Annotated in this window: 10 protein-coding genes and 1 pseudogene; 6 read left to right on the top strand and 5 right to left on the bottom strand. The window is 61.5% G+C overall.

What is annotated here, in order from left to right:
• The first annotated feature begins 357 nt into the window (after positions 1–357).
• Positions 358–1,920 carry a hypothetical protein gene (locus AC1QRC_RS00055; RefSeq protein ID WP_484204868.1) on the top strand — a complete coding sequence of 521 codons (1,563 nt, stop codon included), beginning with the start codon at positions 358–360 and terminating at the stop codon, positions 1,918–1,920.
• A 285-nt stretch (positions 1,921–2,205) separates the two neighbouring features.
• Here AC1QRC_RS00055 and AC1QRC_RS00050 read toward each other — a convergent pair whose 3' ends face one another.
• Entirely contained in the window at positions 2,206–2,544 is a 339-nt protein-coding gene (locus AC1QRC_RS00050) for a hypothetical protein (protein ID WP_484204867.1), read from the bottom strand.
• 252 nt (positions 2,545–2,796) lie between these two features.
• Here AC1QRC_RS00050 and AC1QRC_RS00045 point away from each other — a divergent pair, with 252 nt between their 5' ends.
• The 3 genes from AC1QRC_RS00045 (at position 2,797) to AC1QRC_RS00035 (ending at position 8,139) form a co-directional block, all read left to right on the top strand.
• Positions 2,797–4,446: a glycosyltransferase family protein gene (locus tag AC1QRC_RS00045; RefSeq protein ID WP_484204866.1), complete on the top strand. Its 1,650-nt coding sequence runs from the start codon at positions 2,797–2,799 to the stop codon at positions 4,444–4,446.
• Between the two features lie 943 nt (positions 4,447–5,389).
• Positions 5,390–6,613, top strand: coding sequence for a class I SAM-dependent methyltransferase (locus tag AC1QRC_RS00040; protein WP_484204865.1), 1,224 nt, complete (start codon positions 5,390–5,392; stop codon positions 6,611–6,613).
• Between the two features lie 653 nt (positions 6,614–7,266).
• Complete coding sequence (locus tag AC1QRC_RS00035; protein WP_484204864.1) at positions 7,267–8,139, top strand: asparagine synthase-related protein; 873 nt, start codon at positions 7,267–7,269, stop codon at positions 8,137–8,139.
• A 2-nt stretch (positions 8,140–8,141) separates the two neighbouring features.
• On the opposite strand, the gene AC1QRC_RS00030 is transcribed toward AC1QRC_RS00035, so the two are convergent.
• On the bottom strand, positions 8,142–9,419 hold the full coding sequence (locus tag AC1QRC_RS00030; RefSeq protein ID WP_484204863.1) for a heparinase II/III domain-containing protein: 1,278 nt from the start codon (positions 9,417–9,419) through the stop codon (positions 8,142–8,144).
• A 413-nt stretch (positions 9,420–9,832) separates the two neighbouring features.
• Complete coding sequence (locus AC1QRC_RS00025; protein WP_484204862.1) at positions 9,833–13,567, bottom strand: glycosyltransferase; 3,735 nt, start codon at positions 13,565–13,567, stop codon at positions 9,833–9,835.
• A 1,140-nt stretch (positions 13,568–14,707) separates the two neighbouring features.
• On the opposite strand from AC1QRC_RS00025, the pseudogene AC1QRC_RS00020 reads away from it, so the two are divergent.
• Positions 14,708–16,104 (top strand): annotated as a pseudogene (locus tag AC1QRC_RS00020) (DDE-type integrase/transposase/recombinase).
• Between the two features lie 582 nt (positions 16,105–16,686).
• Here the strand turns inward: AC1QRC_RS00020 and AC1QRC_RS00015 are convergent.
• Positions 16,687–17,358: a hypothetical protein gene (locus tag AC1QRC_RS00015; protein WP_484206700.1), complete on the bottom strand. Its 672-nt coding sequence runs from the start codon at positions 17,356–17,358 to the stop codon at positions 16,687–16,689.
• Positions 17,359–17,569: 211 nt separating this feature from the next.
• Between AC1QRC_RS00015 and AC1QRC_RS00010 the strand changes: the two genes are divergently transcribed.
• Positions 17,570–17,719 carry a hypothetical protein gene (locus AC1QRC_RS00010; protein WP_484204861.1) on the top strand — a complete coding sequence of 50 codons (150 nt, stop codon included), beginning with the start codon at positions 17,570–17,572 and terminating at the stop codon, positions 17,717–17,719.
• A 408-nt stretch (positions 17,720–18,127) separates the two neighbouring features.
• Here the strand turns inward: AC1QRC_RS00010 and AC1QRC_RS00005 are convergent, their stop codons facing one another.
• Entirely contained in the window at positions 18,128–18,259 is a 132-nt protein-coding gene (locus AC1QRC_RS00005) for an ATP-binding protein (RefSeq protein WP_484204860.1), read from the bottom strand.
• Between the last annotated feature and the right edge of the window lie 655 nt (positions 18,260–18,914).

Raw genomic sequence — 18,914 nt, 5'->3', positions numbered from 1 at the left:
CGAGGAAACGGATTCGCCAGAAGGGTATTGGCCGCACGGCCATGTTTGCGGCCACTCATGATAGCTGATCGGGTAGGAATGGCAGGTCCTGCGGAACCAAACGTCTACGCTGCGCCGGTCCTTGTATGGGTCGCCCCCGGACTCACCGTTCCGGGGGCAACTCGCCTAGCCCCAGGGGTCTACGTGCGCTCGGCGCAGCCACTTCCCCCCTTGAAACCTTCTGGAACAACCGCACTAGCACTGCATGGGTGTGGTGTGATTGACGGGGCCTTTGTAAGGTCGAGAGCAGACGTGCAGGTCCGGCTCGATCAACTTGGGAACATAGGCTCGGACAGTCTAGGTGCCGTCATTCGTGGAGTGCTGACACTCTATGTGTGGCGAAGCCATGAGCGGGCTGCCGAAATCGTGCCTGACCCTTGGGGCGGCCTTGTGCACTACTATCGAGACAGCCGCGTCCAAGCGTTCTCCTCCGACCTCAAAGCGCTCGTCGAGACACTAGGCACGTTGGGAATCAGGCCCCGACGCAGTCTGGATTTCGCAACGGAAGTTGCAGCGACTGGCAGCGGAGGGCTATGCGCGAGCAGCTACGACGGCATTGAAGCACTCGACGTATTTGGCTACGTGCGAATTGACAGCAGCGGCGCTCACATTGGCCGCTATCCAGTGGCATCTAAGCTCAACACTCCTTTCGCCACCTATGCCGAAGGTCTCGAAGCCATACGAAACGAGATAGAGACGAATCTTACTGCGGTCGGAGCCTTGGAGGAGGGCGCGGAAAGTCCCCCGATTCTGGCGCACCTCACGGGCGGCGTGGACACACGGATGGTGCTCGCAGCTACAGGGGCTCTCGGACTGACCGACAAGTTAAGGTATCTGTCGATGGGACCTGTTACGATGCCAGATCGCCGAATCGCGGAGCGTTTGGCAGTCGAACGCGAGCTGACTATGACTGACTGGCGGGGGACCCAGGCATTGCGCAAACCCTCTACTCTCACTGAGCAGGTGCTTTGGCCAATGGATTACTCTAGCGGCCTACTTACGGCGGGACCGCACGAGTACATGGTTGGAACCGATACAGTGGTGTTGTCTGGCGGGTTTGGAGGGTATCTCAAGGGCAACTACTCGAAGATGATTGACGCTGAAACCTCCAACCTCTCTCTCTTGGAGTCGGCTCGCATTGCCGAGCGAATTTGGGGTACTGCTGCCTACTCGACCGATCCCGACGTCGGTCTCTATGCCCCGTCGATCCTGGATCGTCGAATCCGCCGATTCCACCGTGTGCGTTTGGCAGCGGCAGACCTCGGACTTAGCACTGCCTCCGGGCTCGACTGGCTATTCATCGCCGTGCGAAACCGCTACTTTGTGATGGAGACCACCCGCTCCTGGAACTCATACGTCCATCGCTTTGATCCGCTCTACACACTCTCCGGCCCACGGCTAGCGCTCTCTCTGCCACATCCAGAGCGCGCAGCAAACTGCGTGGTCTTCGACCTTCTGCGGAATTGGGACGAACATCTCTTGGCTCTGCCTTTTGATACTCCGCGTGTGAATGCGGCATACGAATCACTTCGGGGGGAGGTCATGCGCAGGCAGTTCGCCAAACCACTCGACCAACCTCGGGTGGAGAATCCACGGGCGGGCGTGGCTCCACGGGGTGGCAGGGTCGATATCGACAAGACAACGCCTGAGATGATCGCCCGCGCCAAGTCCATGAACGCGCCACTTTGGCAGATACGAGACCTCGAGCGCGCACGTCAGGCATTGCGAGAAATATTCTCAGGAATGGATAGGTCTACGCGTGACGCTGTATTTAACCAAAGGAGATTGCACGCGCTCCTTCACCGGGAACTAAAGAACCGTGTCCTAGTGCGCCAAGTCCACCACCTCCACTCAACTCTGCTCTGGTTTGCCGCCGAGTGATGCGTTGTGAGGTGGGTCGGGGCGCAGACGATGACGTTCCCCAAGTCCGCGTCCAGATCTTACCTCAGTCTGGCAAACCAACCCACAAGGCGAGGGAGGGCGGAGGCATCGGCTGAGCATCGGCACTTGCTGGCCTGTACATTAGCCCATGCTCGGACGACGCGCCCGCATCAAACAGGAGGATTGGCAGTGAAGAGAGATCAGTCGTCTCGACCGACAGCGGCTCAGTGGCTGCTGTGCTCAGGAGCGCTGGCAGCTGTGCTGGCGGTCCTCTCTTCAGAAGCCCTACGGCAAGCCCCGCTGAGCCTCGCACTCTCGGTACTTGCGATTGTCACTTTGGCCGCGGGCGCCGTCCTGAACAACAGGATGCGCCGCCGTTCGCGGCGCGATGAAGTGGAAGCGGTTAAACTGCTCCGGACGCTTCGGCAAGAGGTTTCCACCTCGACTGGCCGCACCACCCAGGTTGTGGCGGACGCGATAGGCGCGCTTGATCGAACTCCGGTACAGCCTCAGCCAGAGCCAGGCGGAGACGATGTTGGCAGGCGCCTCGATGACCTGAGACAGGACATCCTCAAGGTGACGGACAGCGTGGCGCGCGAGGCCAGGCGTGCGGCAGATGTACATCGCGTGACCCCGCAACTACTGAGGGACGCAATTGACGCGGCACGCGTGGGACAACCACCAAACGCCCCTGAGCAAGGTAGCGGGGTCCCCGCGGGGACGGGGGGCGGTAAAGTAGGCAACCCCAGCCCGTCGGTGTCGACGGCAAGCTCAAATGCTCCTGCGAATAGCACCCAAGGAGCTACAGTTGTCGACGCGGCTCCGCCCCTTCCGTCTGGGCCCATTAGTCGCCCAGAGATTACGGCAGCAGTAATCTTGGACCCCTTCTCCGAACTGGCCTTCAAGTTTGAGTGGAGCCAAGTGTACCTGACTCCCACCAATTGGAAAGAGGAGATTGACGCGAGTCGGCCGGATCTGCTTTTTATCGAGTCGGCATGGCATGGAAACAGGGGGGCCTGGCGTTTGGCCATGACCGGAAGGCGAGGCATATCTCAGAGCCTCATCGATCTCATCGAGTATTGCCGCTATTCTGGTATTCCCACAGTAATGTGGAACAAAGAGGACCCGCCGAACTACGACAGATTCATCGGGACAGCTAGACTGGTAGACTACGTTTTCACTGTCGACGCTGAAAAGCTACCTGAGTATCGTCGGGACCTTGGCCACGATCGCGTCGCGCTCTTGCCTTTCGCTGCTCAACCTCGCATACACAACCCGATTCAATCTAAAGAGGGGAGGACGCGAGGAGTCGCCTTCGCCGGGAGCTACTTCGCCGAGAAACACGACGCGAGGCGCGAGCAGATGAAGTACATTCTTGACCCTGCGCGCAAGCACGGGGTCGAGATATTTTCTCGATTCCAGGGGGATGATGCTCGCTATCAATTTCCCGACCGGTTCGAAAAGCACATTGTCGGGTCCCTTCCCTACGAAGCGATGGTTAGCGCCTACAAGCAGTATCAGGTGTTCTTGAACGTGAATACCGTGACCGAGTCGCCGACTATGTGCTCTCGCAGACTCTTCGAACTTTCGGCTGCCGCTACGCCAGTAGTGTCTGGACCTGCTCGCTCCATCGAGCCCTTCTTTGGATCCGGGATCCTGGTATCCACGGATTCCGAGATGACAGACGAGTTGCTGTCGGGCCTTCTTCAGCACGAGGAGTTGCGGGCGCGAGTCGGCCTCCGTGCGCAGCGGGAAGTCATGAAGCATCATACCTATGGTACTCGCGTCGAGGAGGTGTTGACGGTGCTAGGGCTACCGGTGCGCGCCAAAGAGCGCACCGTCTCTATGATCGTCCCCACGAGACGTCCTGACATGCTGGAGAACGTGCTTTCTTTCAGCAGTTCTCAACTCCACCGGGACAAGGAGCTCGTTCTGCTCACTCACGGCTTCAAAGTGCCGGAAGAGGAGATTCGGTCGAGGGCTGCAGCAGCGGGATTGGAAGACTTAGTCGTGCTTGATATTCCGAAGGAAAAGACGCTTGGCGAATGTATGAATATTGGGTTGTCGATTTCGGGAGGTAGATACATCGCGAAGATGGATGACGACAACTACTATGCACCCAACTACCTTGGTGACCTATTGAATGCCTTCGACTACACGGACGCGACCGTGGTGGGCAAGTGGGCTCACTACGCCCATCTTGAATCGAGCGATACGACGTTGTTGCGGTTCCCCAGTGCAGAACACAGATACGTCAAATTGGTACAGGGGGGTACTCTCGTTACGACGAGGAGTGCTGCGATTGATGTCCGGTTCGAGAATCTCCCGCGACGGGTTGATACGACGTTCCTGGACAAGGTTCGAGCCGAGGGAGGTAAGGTTTACTCCGCGGACCGATTCAACTTCGTGTCCCGTCGATCGGCCGACACTTCTGGCCACACCTGGTCAATATCGGACCAGGAGCTCCTTGCAAAGAAGTCGCGTTTGGTCTTTTTTGGGGACCCCACGAAGCATGTGACGGTGTAGGGGCGTGTGATGAGGCGTCCGTCCCACGTGCTAGAGCCATCAGCCCGGGTTGTGCTGGTTTGGGCGACCTTCCTCGCGACTGCTGGCAGCGCCACTTTCGGGATGTTGTCGGGAAGGCTGGAGTTTCTGAGTCGTCGCTGTCCTTGTTCCCACTATCTTTTCTGCTTATTGTCTCTATCGCCTCCGGCTCGAGTCTGAGAGCATTTCTGAGAAGATCGTCGCCTCGGATCGTCTCGCCATATCCCGAGAGGAAGCCCTCCTTGCGAAGTTGCGGGAAGAGAATAGCGAGGCAAGGCAGAGGCTGGATGCTGTTCGGGGAGAGTTGACTGCATTAGCGAGCCGGCACGAAGACGTCTCGACAGAGGTGGAGCGGCGGTTCGACCGTATGGCGCCACGTCTGAGGCAACTGGGTCTCCTGGCCATGGAGATTCGCCAACTGCGGGAATCTCTCGACGCGGGTTTGGGTGAACTCGAGGGCCAGCGCCGAGCTTTGGCGGCGTGGGGGACCCAACTCGTGTTTCGGCTCGATGCGATGGCCGATCAACATCGGCAACTCGGGGCCCTCGCTCTAGAGTCCCGAAGGCTGCGTACGGAACTCGAGAGTGGGCTCGGGGGGATTGACCAGCGGCAGCGCACCATTGCAGAGTGGTTGATCAGAACGGATGGGAGTTTGGCGGCGTTGGTGGGGCGTCTGGAGGAGGGGTTCTCCTCGGTGGGGCAGCGTGATGATGCGGTGACTGAGTGGCGTGCTCAGGTGGATGGGAGTTTGGCGGCGTTGGTGGGGCGTTGGGGGAGGGGTTCTCCTCGGTGGGGCAGCGTGATGATGCGGTGACTGAGTGGCGTGCTCAGGTGGATGGGAGTTTGGCGGCGTTGGTGGGGCGTCTGGAGGAGGGGTTCTCCTCGTGGGGCAGCGTGATGATGCGGTGACTAGTGGCGTGCTCAGGTGGATGGGAGTTTGGCGGCGTTGGTGGGGCGTCTGGAGGAGGGGTTCCTCGGCGGGCAGCGTGATGATGCGGTGACTGAGTGGCGTGCTCAGGTGGATGGGAGTTTGGCGGCGTTGGTGGGGCGTCTGGAGGAGGGGTTCTCCTCGGTGGGGCAGCGTGATGATGCGGTGACTGAGTGGCGTGCTCAGGTGGATGGGAGTTTGGCGGCGTTGGTGGGGCGTCTGGAGGAGGGGTTCTCCTCGGTGGGGCAGCGTGATGATGCGGTGACTGAGTGGCGTGCTCAGGTGGATGGGAGTTTGGCGGCGTTGGTGGGGCGTCTGGAGGAGGGGTTCTCCTCGGTGGGGCAGCGTGATGATGCGGTGACTGAGTGGCGTGCTCAGGTGGATGGGAGTTTGGCGGCGTTGGTGGGGCGTCTGGAGGAGGGGTTCTCCTCGGTGGGGCAGCGTGATGATGCGGTGACCGAGCGCCAAGACAAGCTGGGCACCGACCCGGACGAGGACCTTGACGATTTGCATACGTTCTCTGAAGCGATGGCTGCCACCGAGGATTGGCGACGTGATACAACGCGCCGCCTTTCAAGGTTGGGGCGCGACGTCGTGAATGAGGCACAGGCCATGATGCAATTGAACCGGGCATACGCCACTACGCTGCCTCTGCCAGCACTGGGTGGCTGGGCGCTCCAACCCCAGAGCATGGTCCGCATCCTGGCCACTCTGCACCGGATCAAACCGGACCTGGTCTTGGAATGCGGGAGTGGCGCATCAACTCTTTGGGTGGCTGAGGCGCTGCGACGACAAAAAAAGGGAAGAATTGTTTCCCTCGAGCATGACGAAGAATACTTTGATCTAACCACAGCGATGATTCGCGAACATGGCCTTACCGAGTTCGCTGACATAAGACTGGCGCCACTCGAGTCAATGAGCATAACTGGAACAGAGTATAAGTGGTACGCGCAATCCGCGCTGCAAAATGTACAGGGCATCGAACTGCTGATCGTCGATGGGCCGCCTAAGGGAGCAGGGCCCAATGCTAGGTACCCCGCCCTTCCCCTTCTTCAACCTCTATTCGCCCGCCGATGTGAAATATTCGTGGACGATGCCGACCGAGAGGACGAAGAAGCGATGCTGCAAGAGTGGATCCGAGACTACTCGCTAGATGTCAACCTCAAACCTCAGAGTCGAATGATGCACCTGACAAGGGAAGTGGGCGGAACAGAATCATGACTCGGCAGGCACAGTCCCCCCACGACGTCCACAGTGCGCGCAAGGAGAAAGACGACTTCCAGCAACTCCGGTTTGCACGCGGCTGGCTTCTACGTCCGCGGTCCTGGGAACCGCAAAGAGGCGTAGAATCGGGCTGGAACGAGACGGGCATTGGCGAGTGGACTATTAGCCACTCCCCCGATCTTCCAGTACACGTCGTCGCGCACCAAGATTACTCAACAGCCCTAGTCGGCTGGGCCGTGGCACCCGAAATAGACTCCTGTTCGGACACCGAAATCGCCGATTGGCTGGCACGATCAGCACAGCATGACGCTGAGTTCCAGCGTCGCCTTGACGGGCTCTTTGGCAGGTTCGTCGCAATACGAGTTGGGTCCGAGTCGCTACGCTTACAGCAGGACGCGGCCGGCCTCCGGGCCGTCTTCCATAGCGACTTAAACTATCCACCCGTCGCGGGATCCCACATGAATCTTGTTGCGCGGGCCGTCGGCGCACCCGCAAATGCATTTAACCGCAAGACGTATCAGACCGAGACAAAGATGCGTACAGCGCCTGGACGTCAGACAACGAGGTTGGGGATCCTACTGCAACTGCCTAACACAGAAGTCGAACTAATGTCGCGCCGTGTCACTAGGATCTACCCAACGATGCGAAGAGTGGAGGCACAGTTCGCTGACATCTACCCTCGACTAGAACGAGATCTGACCCACGGATTCTCGCTCCTAGTTGCCCGGGGGCAACCGGTCGCCTGCTCGCTTTCGGCAGGCTTCGACTCCCGCATGACCCTGGCCCTCGGCAGAAGTCATGCCAGCCATCTGCAGTACTTTACATACGAGACAACCTACAAAGAGCTTATCCAAGCAAACCGCCATGACGCACTAACGGCCCTGCAATTGGCTGAAAAATTCTCCCTAAACCACGAAATGATAACAATTGATGACCCGTCGGTGCCTTCAGCGCTGCGCAAGGCGATGCTCCTTAACCGCCACGCCTCTCACTCAATGGCTCTCGCGAATGCGTACCGATCGCATTTCCCCAGGGACACCATTCACGTCCGCTCGAACACCTACGAGATAATCTCTGCATACCTGGCACGAAAGGGGCGACCCGACAAGCCCCTATCTGCCGAGTATCGCATGCACTTGGCAACGAATATGCAGGGGACGGACGAGCATGTCCGTGACGCTTTCGCGGAGGCGTCGGCAGCTTCCTCCTTCGCCGACGTCCCACACTACGGCTACGACCCACTCGACTTCCATCACTGGGAATACAGGGTTGGTGTCTGGTTGAAGAACATCCTCATTGAGAGCGACGTCGCTTTTGAGACAGGTGTACCGATAAACTGTCGTAACATATACCGTGCCGCCCTCTCGCTACCCCGACGTGACCGGGCGTCTGGTCGAATCCACCTCACACTTATTCACGAACTGTGGCCGGAATTGCTCGATATTCCAGTAAATGGAAAGGATTATTCGACATTCGACCCGAGTGAATATCGCGACCACAGGCAGGCCGAAAGCGCCGGTTAACGCTAGTTATCCGCACAGAATTCTGTGTCGACCAGCCGAAGAGCAGTCCTGACGTGCGCGGCTGAGCCAGAGAACCCGACACGCACCACGTCAGCCGGGGTTGCGTTGCCGAAACTAGGAAAGCTCCAACCGAGATAGTTCGGCGACTTCTGGCCACTGCTGACGGAGAGCGTGAACACTACATCTGCCTCTATCCAAGCATCCAACAGTGCAGTGCCTCCTGCTCTAACTTCAAAGCCGTCTGGGTAGAGTATGGCCCGCGCACCCGTGCCCAGGTTCCAAAGCAGTTCGTATTCGTGGTGATCCTTGCTCTGGATCACGTCCACCACATCCACCCGAGGGATCCCTTGAAACTCCTCCACTTCGAAGGTGCGTTCATGTAGGGTTCCTTCGATTCTTCCGTTCCGGCCAATTACCCTGAATCCGTCCTCGCGCACATGAGAGGCAGTGAGGGTCACTCGGTCTGCGCGACCATCAACTCGAGGCGTGCTTCGCCCGTCCACGATGAGGGTGTTGTGTGCGAACTGCGAGTAGCCGTAACGCGTGAGCGGATCTTCGTAGTTGTATCCATGCGGGCCTGCCTCAGCTATGAGATCGAGCCCGCCGCTCCGGAGTAGGAACGAGTTCTCGTCTGCATGCTTGTGGTAGTCGGAGTTGTACGCCGCATGAAAGAAGATGTAGGTCGCCTTCTCGTCCCCCCAGGCAGACCGGTATATCGCGTAGCCGGAGTCGGGCAACACTAGTACACGCTGACGGGGTTTTCGTCCGCGTCGCCCGCGCGTCGCAGCATAAAGGAACTCTGGGTCGTCATAGGTGGACAGGGCCGTACCTTTGATCCTGCCATGGTGGGTGTCGCTTACGGGTGGGAACTCCCCGTTTGGCATCAACGCGTGGACTGCGTACCTCGACAACTTGGCCATCAGCGCCTGGTAGAAGGCGGCACGAGGGTGACGGATTGTCCGTAGCAACTGCTCGTGGTCGCGGACCGCTCGCGACACCATCACGTGGTACGTGGGCGTATTCTCGATATGAACTCCCTCAGCGGTGAAGGCCGAGCTCAGATACTCGTCTAGTCTAGCGAGCGCCATCTCAAGAAGCGAAAGGCGCGATTCCGAATCCCGCCAACGAGCCAGACCGGCGTAGTATATGACAGCCAGGTTTTGGTGCATGCCGTGGTTGTTCTGACCCGCATAGAACTGGGGCGCGCCCAGGAGTGCCGCTGTGCGATCCAGAAATCCGTGTATCCACTTCGCTTCTGGCGGTTTCAGATGCTCCTCCAAGAAGGATAGCAGCGCCAGAAAGCTGATTAGTCGTTGTGCGGTAGCTTCATCATGGTAAGGCATCGAGTATTGAGGCCACTTCTCAGGGGGAAAGGCGGACTCCCATGCTCTGATCAAAGAGAGTACTTGTTCCGCGCGCCGCGCGGGGTCTTCCGACGTCAGGAGGAACTGTGGCCAGTCTGACAGATACACGAAACCGTGAACGAGACGACCCACAGATCGATCTGGGAAGGTCCCTGTGGCACTCCAGTCTCCGATACGGAATTCGCCAGTCCTGGGACTCTCAACAACACCCTCGCTGAAAAAGCGTGCTGCACGCCGTCGGCTGGCGCCAGAGGTCCCTCGTGGTAGGCGGCCCCTGATCAGCGACTCCAGACGATGGAAGTCGGATTCGTCCAGTTTCAGAGCTGAAGTCATGGGAGCCCAACGATCAGGGATCCCAAGGCGCGTGCAGTTTTCTCGGTTGAAAAGTGGTCACGCGCGAACTTTTGGTACTCGTTGGGTGAGGGACGTTCCGAGAGAATCCGCTCAACCATGTCCCCCGTGTTCGCGCTCAGCCACTGGCGAGGATAGATCAGGTCCGCCCCGGGCCACGCAAGGAGAGCGGGCATTGCTCCCGAGGCCGCACCATCAGCGATGGTGAGGTGAAAGGACTCATAGTCACTAACGGAAATGACGACGCCAATGTTCCTGTACCAGCTGGACATATCATCCCCGTACGCGTCGATCACCGCAGCTCCGGGGTGTCTGTTGTTGATTCGCTCCATTCGCGCGAACTGGGTCCTGTAGTGGTGCATTTCGCTCGGGCGTTGTAACATCCAAGGGTAGTCCTCAGGGTTCCTGCTCCGGATCCGCAGGCGGTAGGCGGGGTCACGCTCGAGAAGCCCTTCAAGAACGTCGAGGGCGCGGTCAAGCCGTTTGCGGCACGGCACAATCCCCACCAGGCCCAAAGTCTTCTGAGACGAAGCTACTTTGTCTTGAGCGAGATCACGAGTATCCACCGTGTTGAATATGACGTGGGTTTTTGATTCAGGAACTCCATGACCCTCTATCGCGGCAACTCGGACATACTCGCCAACAAACACATATGCATCCACGTTCGCATGATCGATCGATTTCAGGTACGGGCGATCGAGCTCCTGGAGGTGGGTTCGCACGACGAGGCGCTGGTGGGGCGCGATGTTCCGTGAGTACCAGTGGGCGTTGCCTAGAGCCCACTCGCAGAACACTGCGTCGGCCCGGGCCAGGAGTGCGCGTGACCGCGACTCGTCATGTTCTGTGTGCGACTCCCAAAGATCGACCTCAACGTGTGCACCCTCCCGCCGTAGCCACTCGGTGATCTGCCCGGCGAACTTCATGTCGTGTCCCGCGACGAGAATGCGGCTACCTCGGGGGGAGTTGGGCGGTCGCGTAGGGAGGACTGGGGTTACGGTGAGTGGCCTTGGTGAGTTGCTGGGCGGGATAAGAATTGCAAGCCCGCGCAATCCTTCTGCTGTCAGGGCACGGTCAAGGCTGCCGTACTCGCGGACCCGGTTAACCTTGACCAGACCGTGACTAGAATCTGTGCGGTGAGCCTGTTGAGCCAAGGGTTCGTGGTAGTGAGCGCCAGTGCTGTCGGTTGGGATCAAGCGCTCCCAGGCTCCGAAGGCGCAGGTCAGCAATAGATCCTCGAAGTGTGTGCGCGGGATTGGCCGAGCCACTCGGCCTACGAACGCAAATTCGTGCGGTTGTGCGGGGTCATATGGGCCGACGTGGACACGGACACCTAGTCGCTCAAATTCCTCTACGACTGTTGACTCGACTGCTGGAAGGTAGATATCGGTAGGAAGGACGGACTGTCGGGCGATCCTGTCGAGGACGGTTCGTTCGCTCGACACCACTTCGAGGGCGTAGGTTGGCAGTGGCGCGCTTGCTACTGGGACTCCAGCGGTTCGTGCAACGATGGTGAGCGCGGTGTCAATGGTGTGAGATCTGAGGACGGCGCGCATCTGCAGCCAGGATTCGCGACGCCACTCATCCTGGTCCGATGTCCATAGACGCAGATACATTCTCCATTGATCTTGGTCAGCGGAGACTGGTACCGCGGTGCCAAGCGTCTCTTCAATGCCTCGGCCAGCCCCAGAAAGGACGACTCCGCCACTTGCTGCGATCTCGACCACCCGTCGGGAGAACATTGATGGTGACGTCGTAACTGAGTTGACGTTGATATGGGCGAGATGGCTCTTGTAGGCATGTATCACCTCAGTATACGGAAGGGCTCCCCTGACAGCCTCTTCGAATTCGCTGGGGAATCGATATGGGCTATCTGGGCTTGATGCCTCTCGATCGTAGATTGTGATGCCGAAAGGCCCTGCAGTCCTCAACAGTTTCGCGAGTTCGTCGGATCGTTGCTGATAGCGGGGGCCATAGAAGGAGCCGGCGTACGATACGGTTGACTCGAATGGCCGGGCGCTCGGGAGAGGGTTGTGGATCTTGGGTTGCGCTGAGAATGGCAGTGTGGAGACGGACTGCGCAAGGCTATCGGGGGAGCGCTGGTATAGGGGGATGCAGTCTGTGTCCGTTGTGAATATGTGGTCGCACATGGCTGCAGTTGCGGCAAAGCGCGCGTAGTGGACGGGGTCTTCCTTGTTCCAGAACACCGAGGGGATGCCGAGTTCGCGCGCAGCCTGGAGGAGAAGGCAGAGATCTTGATGCTCGTCGGGGGAATAACGGCCAACTCCCCTATGCCACTGCCCTCCGTTTCCCTTCCACGCCGACTCTACGAATACCAAGTCAAGCCCTACAAGTTGCTCTTTCCAAGTTGAGCGATCAAGTGGGATAATTTCTGCAGTGGGGCGGAGGGATTCTGTCGTAAATTCGTCAGCGATCAAGCCAATTCGCAACTCGGACAATGACCGACTGGTAGATGCGGTTGATTGACTTAGATGAGTGGATACTGCCCGTGTATGTGCTGCTTGGATACTCGCGGCCACATGTGACCAGCGTCTGCCGTCGAGGCACCACAGGCGGCCGCTGCGTCCGAGGTCCGCTCGGTGGTCGTGGTCGTCGATCAGGGCCCTGAGTATGGTAGCCAGGGCCGCAGCGTCGCCCGCGGGAAAGAGGACCGCGCGGGGATTTCCGCTGTTTTCAGCTGCTAGATCGCGGTGGGGTTCCACGTCTGACAACACGACGGCGCTCCCGCTGCTGAGGGATTCGAGCGGCTTCAAGGGCGCTACCATTTCGGTTACAGCGACGGACGTTCGAGGGCACGGCATGATTGCGAACAGACTTAAGAGTTGCGGGACTGTGTTGGAGGGGATGCGTCCAATGAAGTGGACGAAGTCGTCGAGCTCCAGCGTGGCCACCTGTTGCCTGAGTGCCTTTTCCTCTGGCCCTGAGCCAGCAAGAACGACTTGAAAGTCCAAGCCCGCGTCGCGAAGGATGGCAGCCGAGTCGATAAGGAGGTCGATGCCTTCGTAGTGGACGAGGCTGCCCGCGAAGCCGATGACAGGGATATCTGTCCGAATCCCGTATCTTTGAGCGACCTCAACGTTTCGCGGGCGGGGAAAGAACTTGTTCGTGTCAACCGCGTTTGGGGCAAGGCTTATCTTTTCGTGAGCCACGCCGCGGTGCTCGAGCTCCCGTTGTACTTGACTTGTTATGGCCAGCACGGAGTCTGCTTCTTGTGCCACGAGCGTTTCGAGTTCCAGCTGCATTCGGAAGCGTTCGCTGAGTTCCCAGCCGGGGCGGTTTGAAGCTTCCGTGTACTCCCAAAGGCCACGGACCTCATAGACAAAAGGCACGCCGATTCTTCGGGCAGCGATTAGTGCCGCTAGGCCAGTTTGAAAGTTCGAGGCCGCGTGTATGAGGGCAGGCCGCTGCATTCGGGCCTCGCGAACAAAGGCGTCTGCGCACTGCATGATGTATTCGTCGATCGGCGTGTTCGACAGGGCGGGTCCAGTTAGGTGGACGTAGTCGACGGAGTCGATTGACGCGACATGGCGCTTTTCGGGGGGGGCTGGAGCGTCCACTTTGGTGTCCCATGGGTATCCAGACCGTGCGACTACCGTGACATCAACTCCAGCGTCCCGGAGGCCTTGCACTACCCCTTCAGTGCGGGTCGAGTACCCGTTCGTGTTGAAGGCTGGTGTGGAGTGAGCGCAATACATGACCCGACCTCGTTCGGGCTGGTAGGCGCTGCCAGGGGATCGCGGCGGTACGCTCACGGACCATCCACTGGCCAGAACACGGTTGGCTCCCAGAATCCTCCGCGCAAGAAGATCAGATGCTGGGTCTAGTTCGTTTCTGAGTTCGGCATTGTCCAACACCAATTGGGCAGGTCGCGAAATCATGCCATGCTGAAACCAGGATCGTGACAGGACGTGCCCGAGCCTGTCAGCGGTGGGGGCTTGCTCGAATTGCTCGACAAGTTCGTCGAGGGACAGGTCGCGGAGTGGACGGGTGCCTGGCTTCTCTGGCAACTGGTCGCCTGATCCCTCCCTTGCGGTTGACGCGCTCTCCTGGGAGGGCGAATGGTCTGCTGTGGAGTGCTTCTTAACGATACTTGAGAGCGACCGCAGGTGTGTGGCTGGTTTCGTGATGGCTCGGCCGATGCGAAACGACCGTGATCCACGCACCCATCTCAAGTCTGCCTTAAGCCGGGCTGACTCGGCTCGGTAGGCATCTAATGCGGCCAGAGCACTTCCCAACTGCTGAGTGGCTTCACGTAGACGCCTGTCCTTTTCTGATACCGCGCTTTGGCTGGCTTCGAGTTCGCGGATCCTTCTGCGAGCTTCGTGTTCGTGTGCCTGGAGTTGCTCGAACTGCGAGTAGGCGCGCTCCGGGTCGGCTACGAAGTCTCGCGCTAGGACACGTCTGAGGGCGCCCGAGTCCCGTCTCTCATCTTCGTGCACGCCTATACCTCTCTGTGGTTCTGGGACGTCGATTGCAGACTATCCGGGATTTCGCGCGTTGAGAGTCTTTTCAGGATCCGTCGGCACGTCAGTCCTCGGTGCGCTCCTTGGTCCTGGGCCGCTGAGGCCGGCAGGATGGATGGGCAGAAGCCAAACTGTCCTATCAAACCGTCGGAGACGAGGGGTGCGCCCCTCGCGAGTGTTGCAGGCTCAATGCGTGGTGCCACCAGGTGACCAGAAGGTCCACGGGCTGCAGGTGGTGGCAGGGTCTCGGCTTGGCCGGCCCCTGTGCGTCAGGATGGGGTGAGACACCAGCACTGATTGATCTTCGCACTGCACGGGGCGAGATTAGGACACTACTTGAGATGACGATGACGACTGCTGACGTCGGCACCGATGATGGGGTCTGTGACCCCTCGTGCTGACCGGCCCAAGCGGCGGAAGTTCACCGCGGAGTTCAAGGCGGCGATCCTGGCCGAGTACGACGCCGCCGACCGTGGCGAGCGTGGCGCGATCCTGCGCCGGGAGGGCCTGTACAGCTCGCACATCATCGAGTGGCGCAAGGCCGCCGCAGGCGGGCGCGCAAGACCGGGCTGGGCGGCAAGCCCCGGGACCGGCGCGACAAGGAGATCGCAGGCGCTGCGGGCCCGGGCGGAGAAGGCCGAGGCCGAGCTGGCCACGCACCCGGGCCGCGCTGGACCTGGTGGGAAAAGCACACGCGCTCTTGGAGACGCTCTCCGAGAGCGCGGAGCCAGCCGACGCGGTCGCCGCGGTGATCAACCCGGCCGTCGACGAGCTCGCCGAGCAGGTCGGCACCGCAGCGCGCGTGCGGCGCTGCTGGGCCGCTCCCGCGCCAGCCACTACCGGGCCAAGAACCCGGCCCCGCCACGCCCGTGCGCGGACGCCGCGGCCGGCTCCGGCCGAACAAGCTCACCGCAGGCCGAGCGGTCCGCAGGTGCTGGCGGTGCTGACCAGCGACGAGTTCGTCGATGCCACCCCGCTGCAGATCTTCGCCGACGCTGCTGGACCGCGGGATCTACCTGTGCTCGGTCTCCACGATGTATCGGGTGCTGCGGGAGAACACCCTGGTCAAAGAGCGCCGCAGGCAGGCCAGACACCCGGCCCGAACGGTCCCCGAGCTGGTCGCCACCGCACCGGGGCAGGTCTAGTACCTGGGACATCACCAAGCTGCGCAGGCCCCATCCGGGGTGTCTACTACGACGCGTACGTCGATGATCGATATCTACTCCCGCTACCTCGTCGGCGTCCACCGTCGCACGCCCGAGAGTCCGGGCCGCCATGGCCGAAGAGATGATGCGCGAAGTGTTCGCCATCCACGGCATCCCCGAGGTGGTCCACGCCGACCGCGGCACCTCGATGACCTCGAAGTCCGTCGCCACCTTGCTCGCCGACCTGGAGGTCACCCGCTCGCACTCAAGGCCGAAGGTCTCCAATGACAACCCCTACTCCGAGGCCTGGTTCAAGACCCTGAAATACGCCCCGGTCTTCCCCGATCGGTTCGGCTCCCTCAGCCGACGCCAGGGCCTTCATGGACGAGTTCCGGGACCACTACAACCACGAGCACCGCCACTCCGGGATCGGGCTGCACACCCCCGCCAGCGTCCACTTCGGCACCGCCGGCCAGGTCCGCGCCCAGCGCCAGCAGACCCTCGACGCCGCCTACGCCGCCCACCCCGAGCGGTTCGGCCACCGCCGACCCCAAGCCCCCGAAACTGCCCAAGGCGGCCTGGATCAACCAACCCTCACAGGAGGCCCTCATACAGACCACCTGACCGAAACTGTCTCACCCGACTTGACACCTTCCGGGCGGCCGTTGAGGCTGCGGTCTGGACGCTTCGGGAGAGGGGTCGCAGATGTTCCCCGACACTGCGAGGCCAGAGGTGAGCCTTGTAGTCGGCTATTCGGACAGCGCCTTCTGGGTGCCTTCGTCCATCGCAGGCCCGCAACAGAGGCCACGACTCGGATACGGCCAGGTCTTGAGCGTTCGTGCTGAACTCGCTTAAGGGGCAGTGCTCCCACGGTTGTGTGGCTGTCACGGGCGGTCTCGTCGAGGTCGATAGAACCCGCGACCCAGGCGCACAGTGCTCGTGCGTGCCAGATCGACTGTCGCCGGGCCAGACAGCCACATGGCGGGTTCCGACCTGACTTGGCTACGTTTAGTGACCACCCGGGTTGAGCGCCTGTAAGAGCTCTGCGGCGCTGGGTGTGATGGCGGGCGGGGCTGTGGTGGTGGCCTCCCCGGTGGTAATGACGGCGGAGCGCAGGGGCCGGAGCGTTTTGATGATCTTCTTGATCGAGGCGCCGGTGCGGCGCTGCGGCCTCGCGGGAGATCGCTAGGGCGGCGAAGACGATGGTCAGGTGGGCCTCGATGGAGTCGCGCAGCGCGGTGGAAGATCGGGCGGGCTTTCAGGTCGGACTTGGCCATCCGGAAGGACCGTTCGACCTGGTACAGGTCCTGGTAGGCGGCCACGACCGCGGGCCCGTCCATCCGCTCGAGTGCGGATGTTGGTGACGTAGCCCTTCAGGCCGGTCGTCGAGCGGGCCCGCTCGACCAGGGCCCAGTCCACGCGCCTTGGTGGCGCCGTCGATCTTGACGAACCGGTCGCTGCTTCAGCGGCCGCCGCCCGGCGGCGACGTCCTCGGCCTTCTTGATCATCGCGTTGATCGCCCGGTCGTCGTTCTTGACCGTTTGAAGGAGTACTGGTACACCACCCGCCGGGTCGCGCTGGTCCTTGCCCGGTGCCCATGGCCCGGGTGGTCTCCACGGTCTGGCCGTCGGCGAAGTGCGTTGCCCTTGGTCTTGAAGTGGTCGCGCCAGGTCGTAGGGGGTCTTGGCCGCCTTGGAGCCGACGATGAAGCGACAACCCGGCATCCTCCAGGGCCAGCAGGTTCGCCGCCGACAGCATCCCGGCGTCGGCGACCACGATCATGTCCGTCGACCTCGTGGGCGCTGCTGGAACTGCCGTCAGCACCGGGATGAGGGTCTTGGTCTCGGCCTTGTTGCCCTCGAACAGGTGCACCGCCAGCGGGAACCCGTCCGGGGTCGCACAGCAGCCCGACGGTCACTTGAGGGTCGACCCGCCGTTCCTTGCTCATCCCGACCTTGCGCAGCCCGTCTTCCTTTCGGCGTCTCGAAGTACAGCGTCGTCAGGTCGTACAGCACCGCGGCCAGGCGACCGGTCGGGGCGGCGTGGGCGTAGCAGGCGGCGCTGATCTGCGTCGCGGTAGTCGCGCTCGATGACCCGGGACAGGCAGCGCATGAACGTCACCGTCGAGATCGAGGGCGCCCACACGCCCACCTCGGTCCAGCACCCGGACGGTGTCGGCCTTGGACGTCGGCTCGATGATCCGGCCCAGGACGAGCTGCTTGAACGCCTCGGTCCCTGACCACGTCGAAGCCCAGGTCGGCGTAGACCCGCTCGAGGGACTCCCACAGCAGTAACGAGGGCGTGGCCGTCACGACCGGCCCAGCCACCGGGCGCCCGCCCAGGCCGGTCCTCACCCAGCGGCAACTGCTCCTGCCCGGAGTGGATCTGCTCGTGAGCCATGCGAATCAGCAGCGCCAGCTCGACCTCGTCGTGGGCAGAGCCGACATGCTCCAGGCCCAGGACCTGCCGGCCACGCTTGTGCACGATCTGCACCGCCGTCGCACCAGATGCCGTCTTGACCCGGTGTCAAGGGCCAGTAGGAACTGCCCAGGGGCGGTCGTGAGACCTGCCCGGTGACGGTCAGCAGGACTGCCCGGTGGTGGCCATGGGATCTGCCCGGTGGTGGCCACCACTGGTCGTGGTGGGCTCAGGTGCTCAGCGGACTCACCCCCTGTCCGGCGAGGGCCTGGGTCAGGCGCACGGACTCGCCGCTGGTCTGGCACACGTGGGCGTGGTGCAGGAGCCGGTCGACGGTGGCGGTGGCCAGGGTCTTGGGCATGATCGTCGTCGAACCCGGCGGGGTGGAGGTTGCTGAGCTGACGGCCAGGGAGCGGCGTCTCGTAGGCGGCGTCGACGAGGCGGTAGAGCGCCCTCGGCGGCGGCCGGCCCGCGACGGGCAGCATGCCGATGTCGTCGACGACGATCAGGTCGGCCCGCGGTGACGCGGGCCATGGACCTTGGTGACGGTGCCGTCGGCCGCGGCCCTCCCGGTCGCAGCAGCGCTCCGAGGGACTCCAGGGTGAACCAGGACACCCGCATGCCCTCGTCGATGACCTTGCTGCGCCAGGGCCTCCAGCAGGAATGCGTCTTGCCGGTGCCCGAGGGGCCGCTGATCACGAGGTTCTCGCGCGCGGTGGACCCACTCCAGGGCGCGCCAGCGGCGGACTGGGTCGGGTGCCGGGATGGAGGAGTCCTGCTCATCGCCAGGACGGCGAACGTCTTGCCCGCGGGCAGGCCAGCGGCTTTGCGGCGCATGGCCTTGGTGGCCTCGTCGCGGCCGCGGACCTCCTCATCGAACAGCACGCGCAGGACCTCGGCCGGGTCCCACCGTTGGGCCTTGGCGGTGGCCAGCACCTCGGGGGCCTGGCGCCCGCGACGTGGGGCAGCCGCAGCCGGCGCAGCACCGCCTCGAGGTCGGCGGGCAGCGGCGGCGC

Source organism: Ornithinicoccus sp. (assembly GCF_057176825.1).
This window is presented reverse-complemented; position numbering and strand designations above follow the sequence as displayed.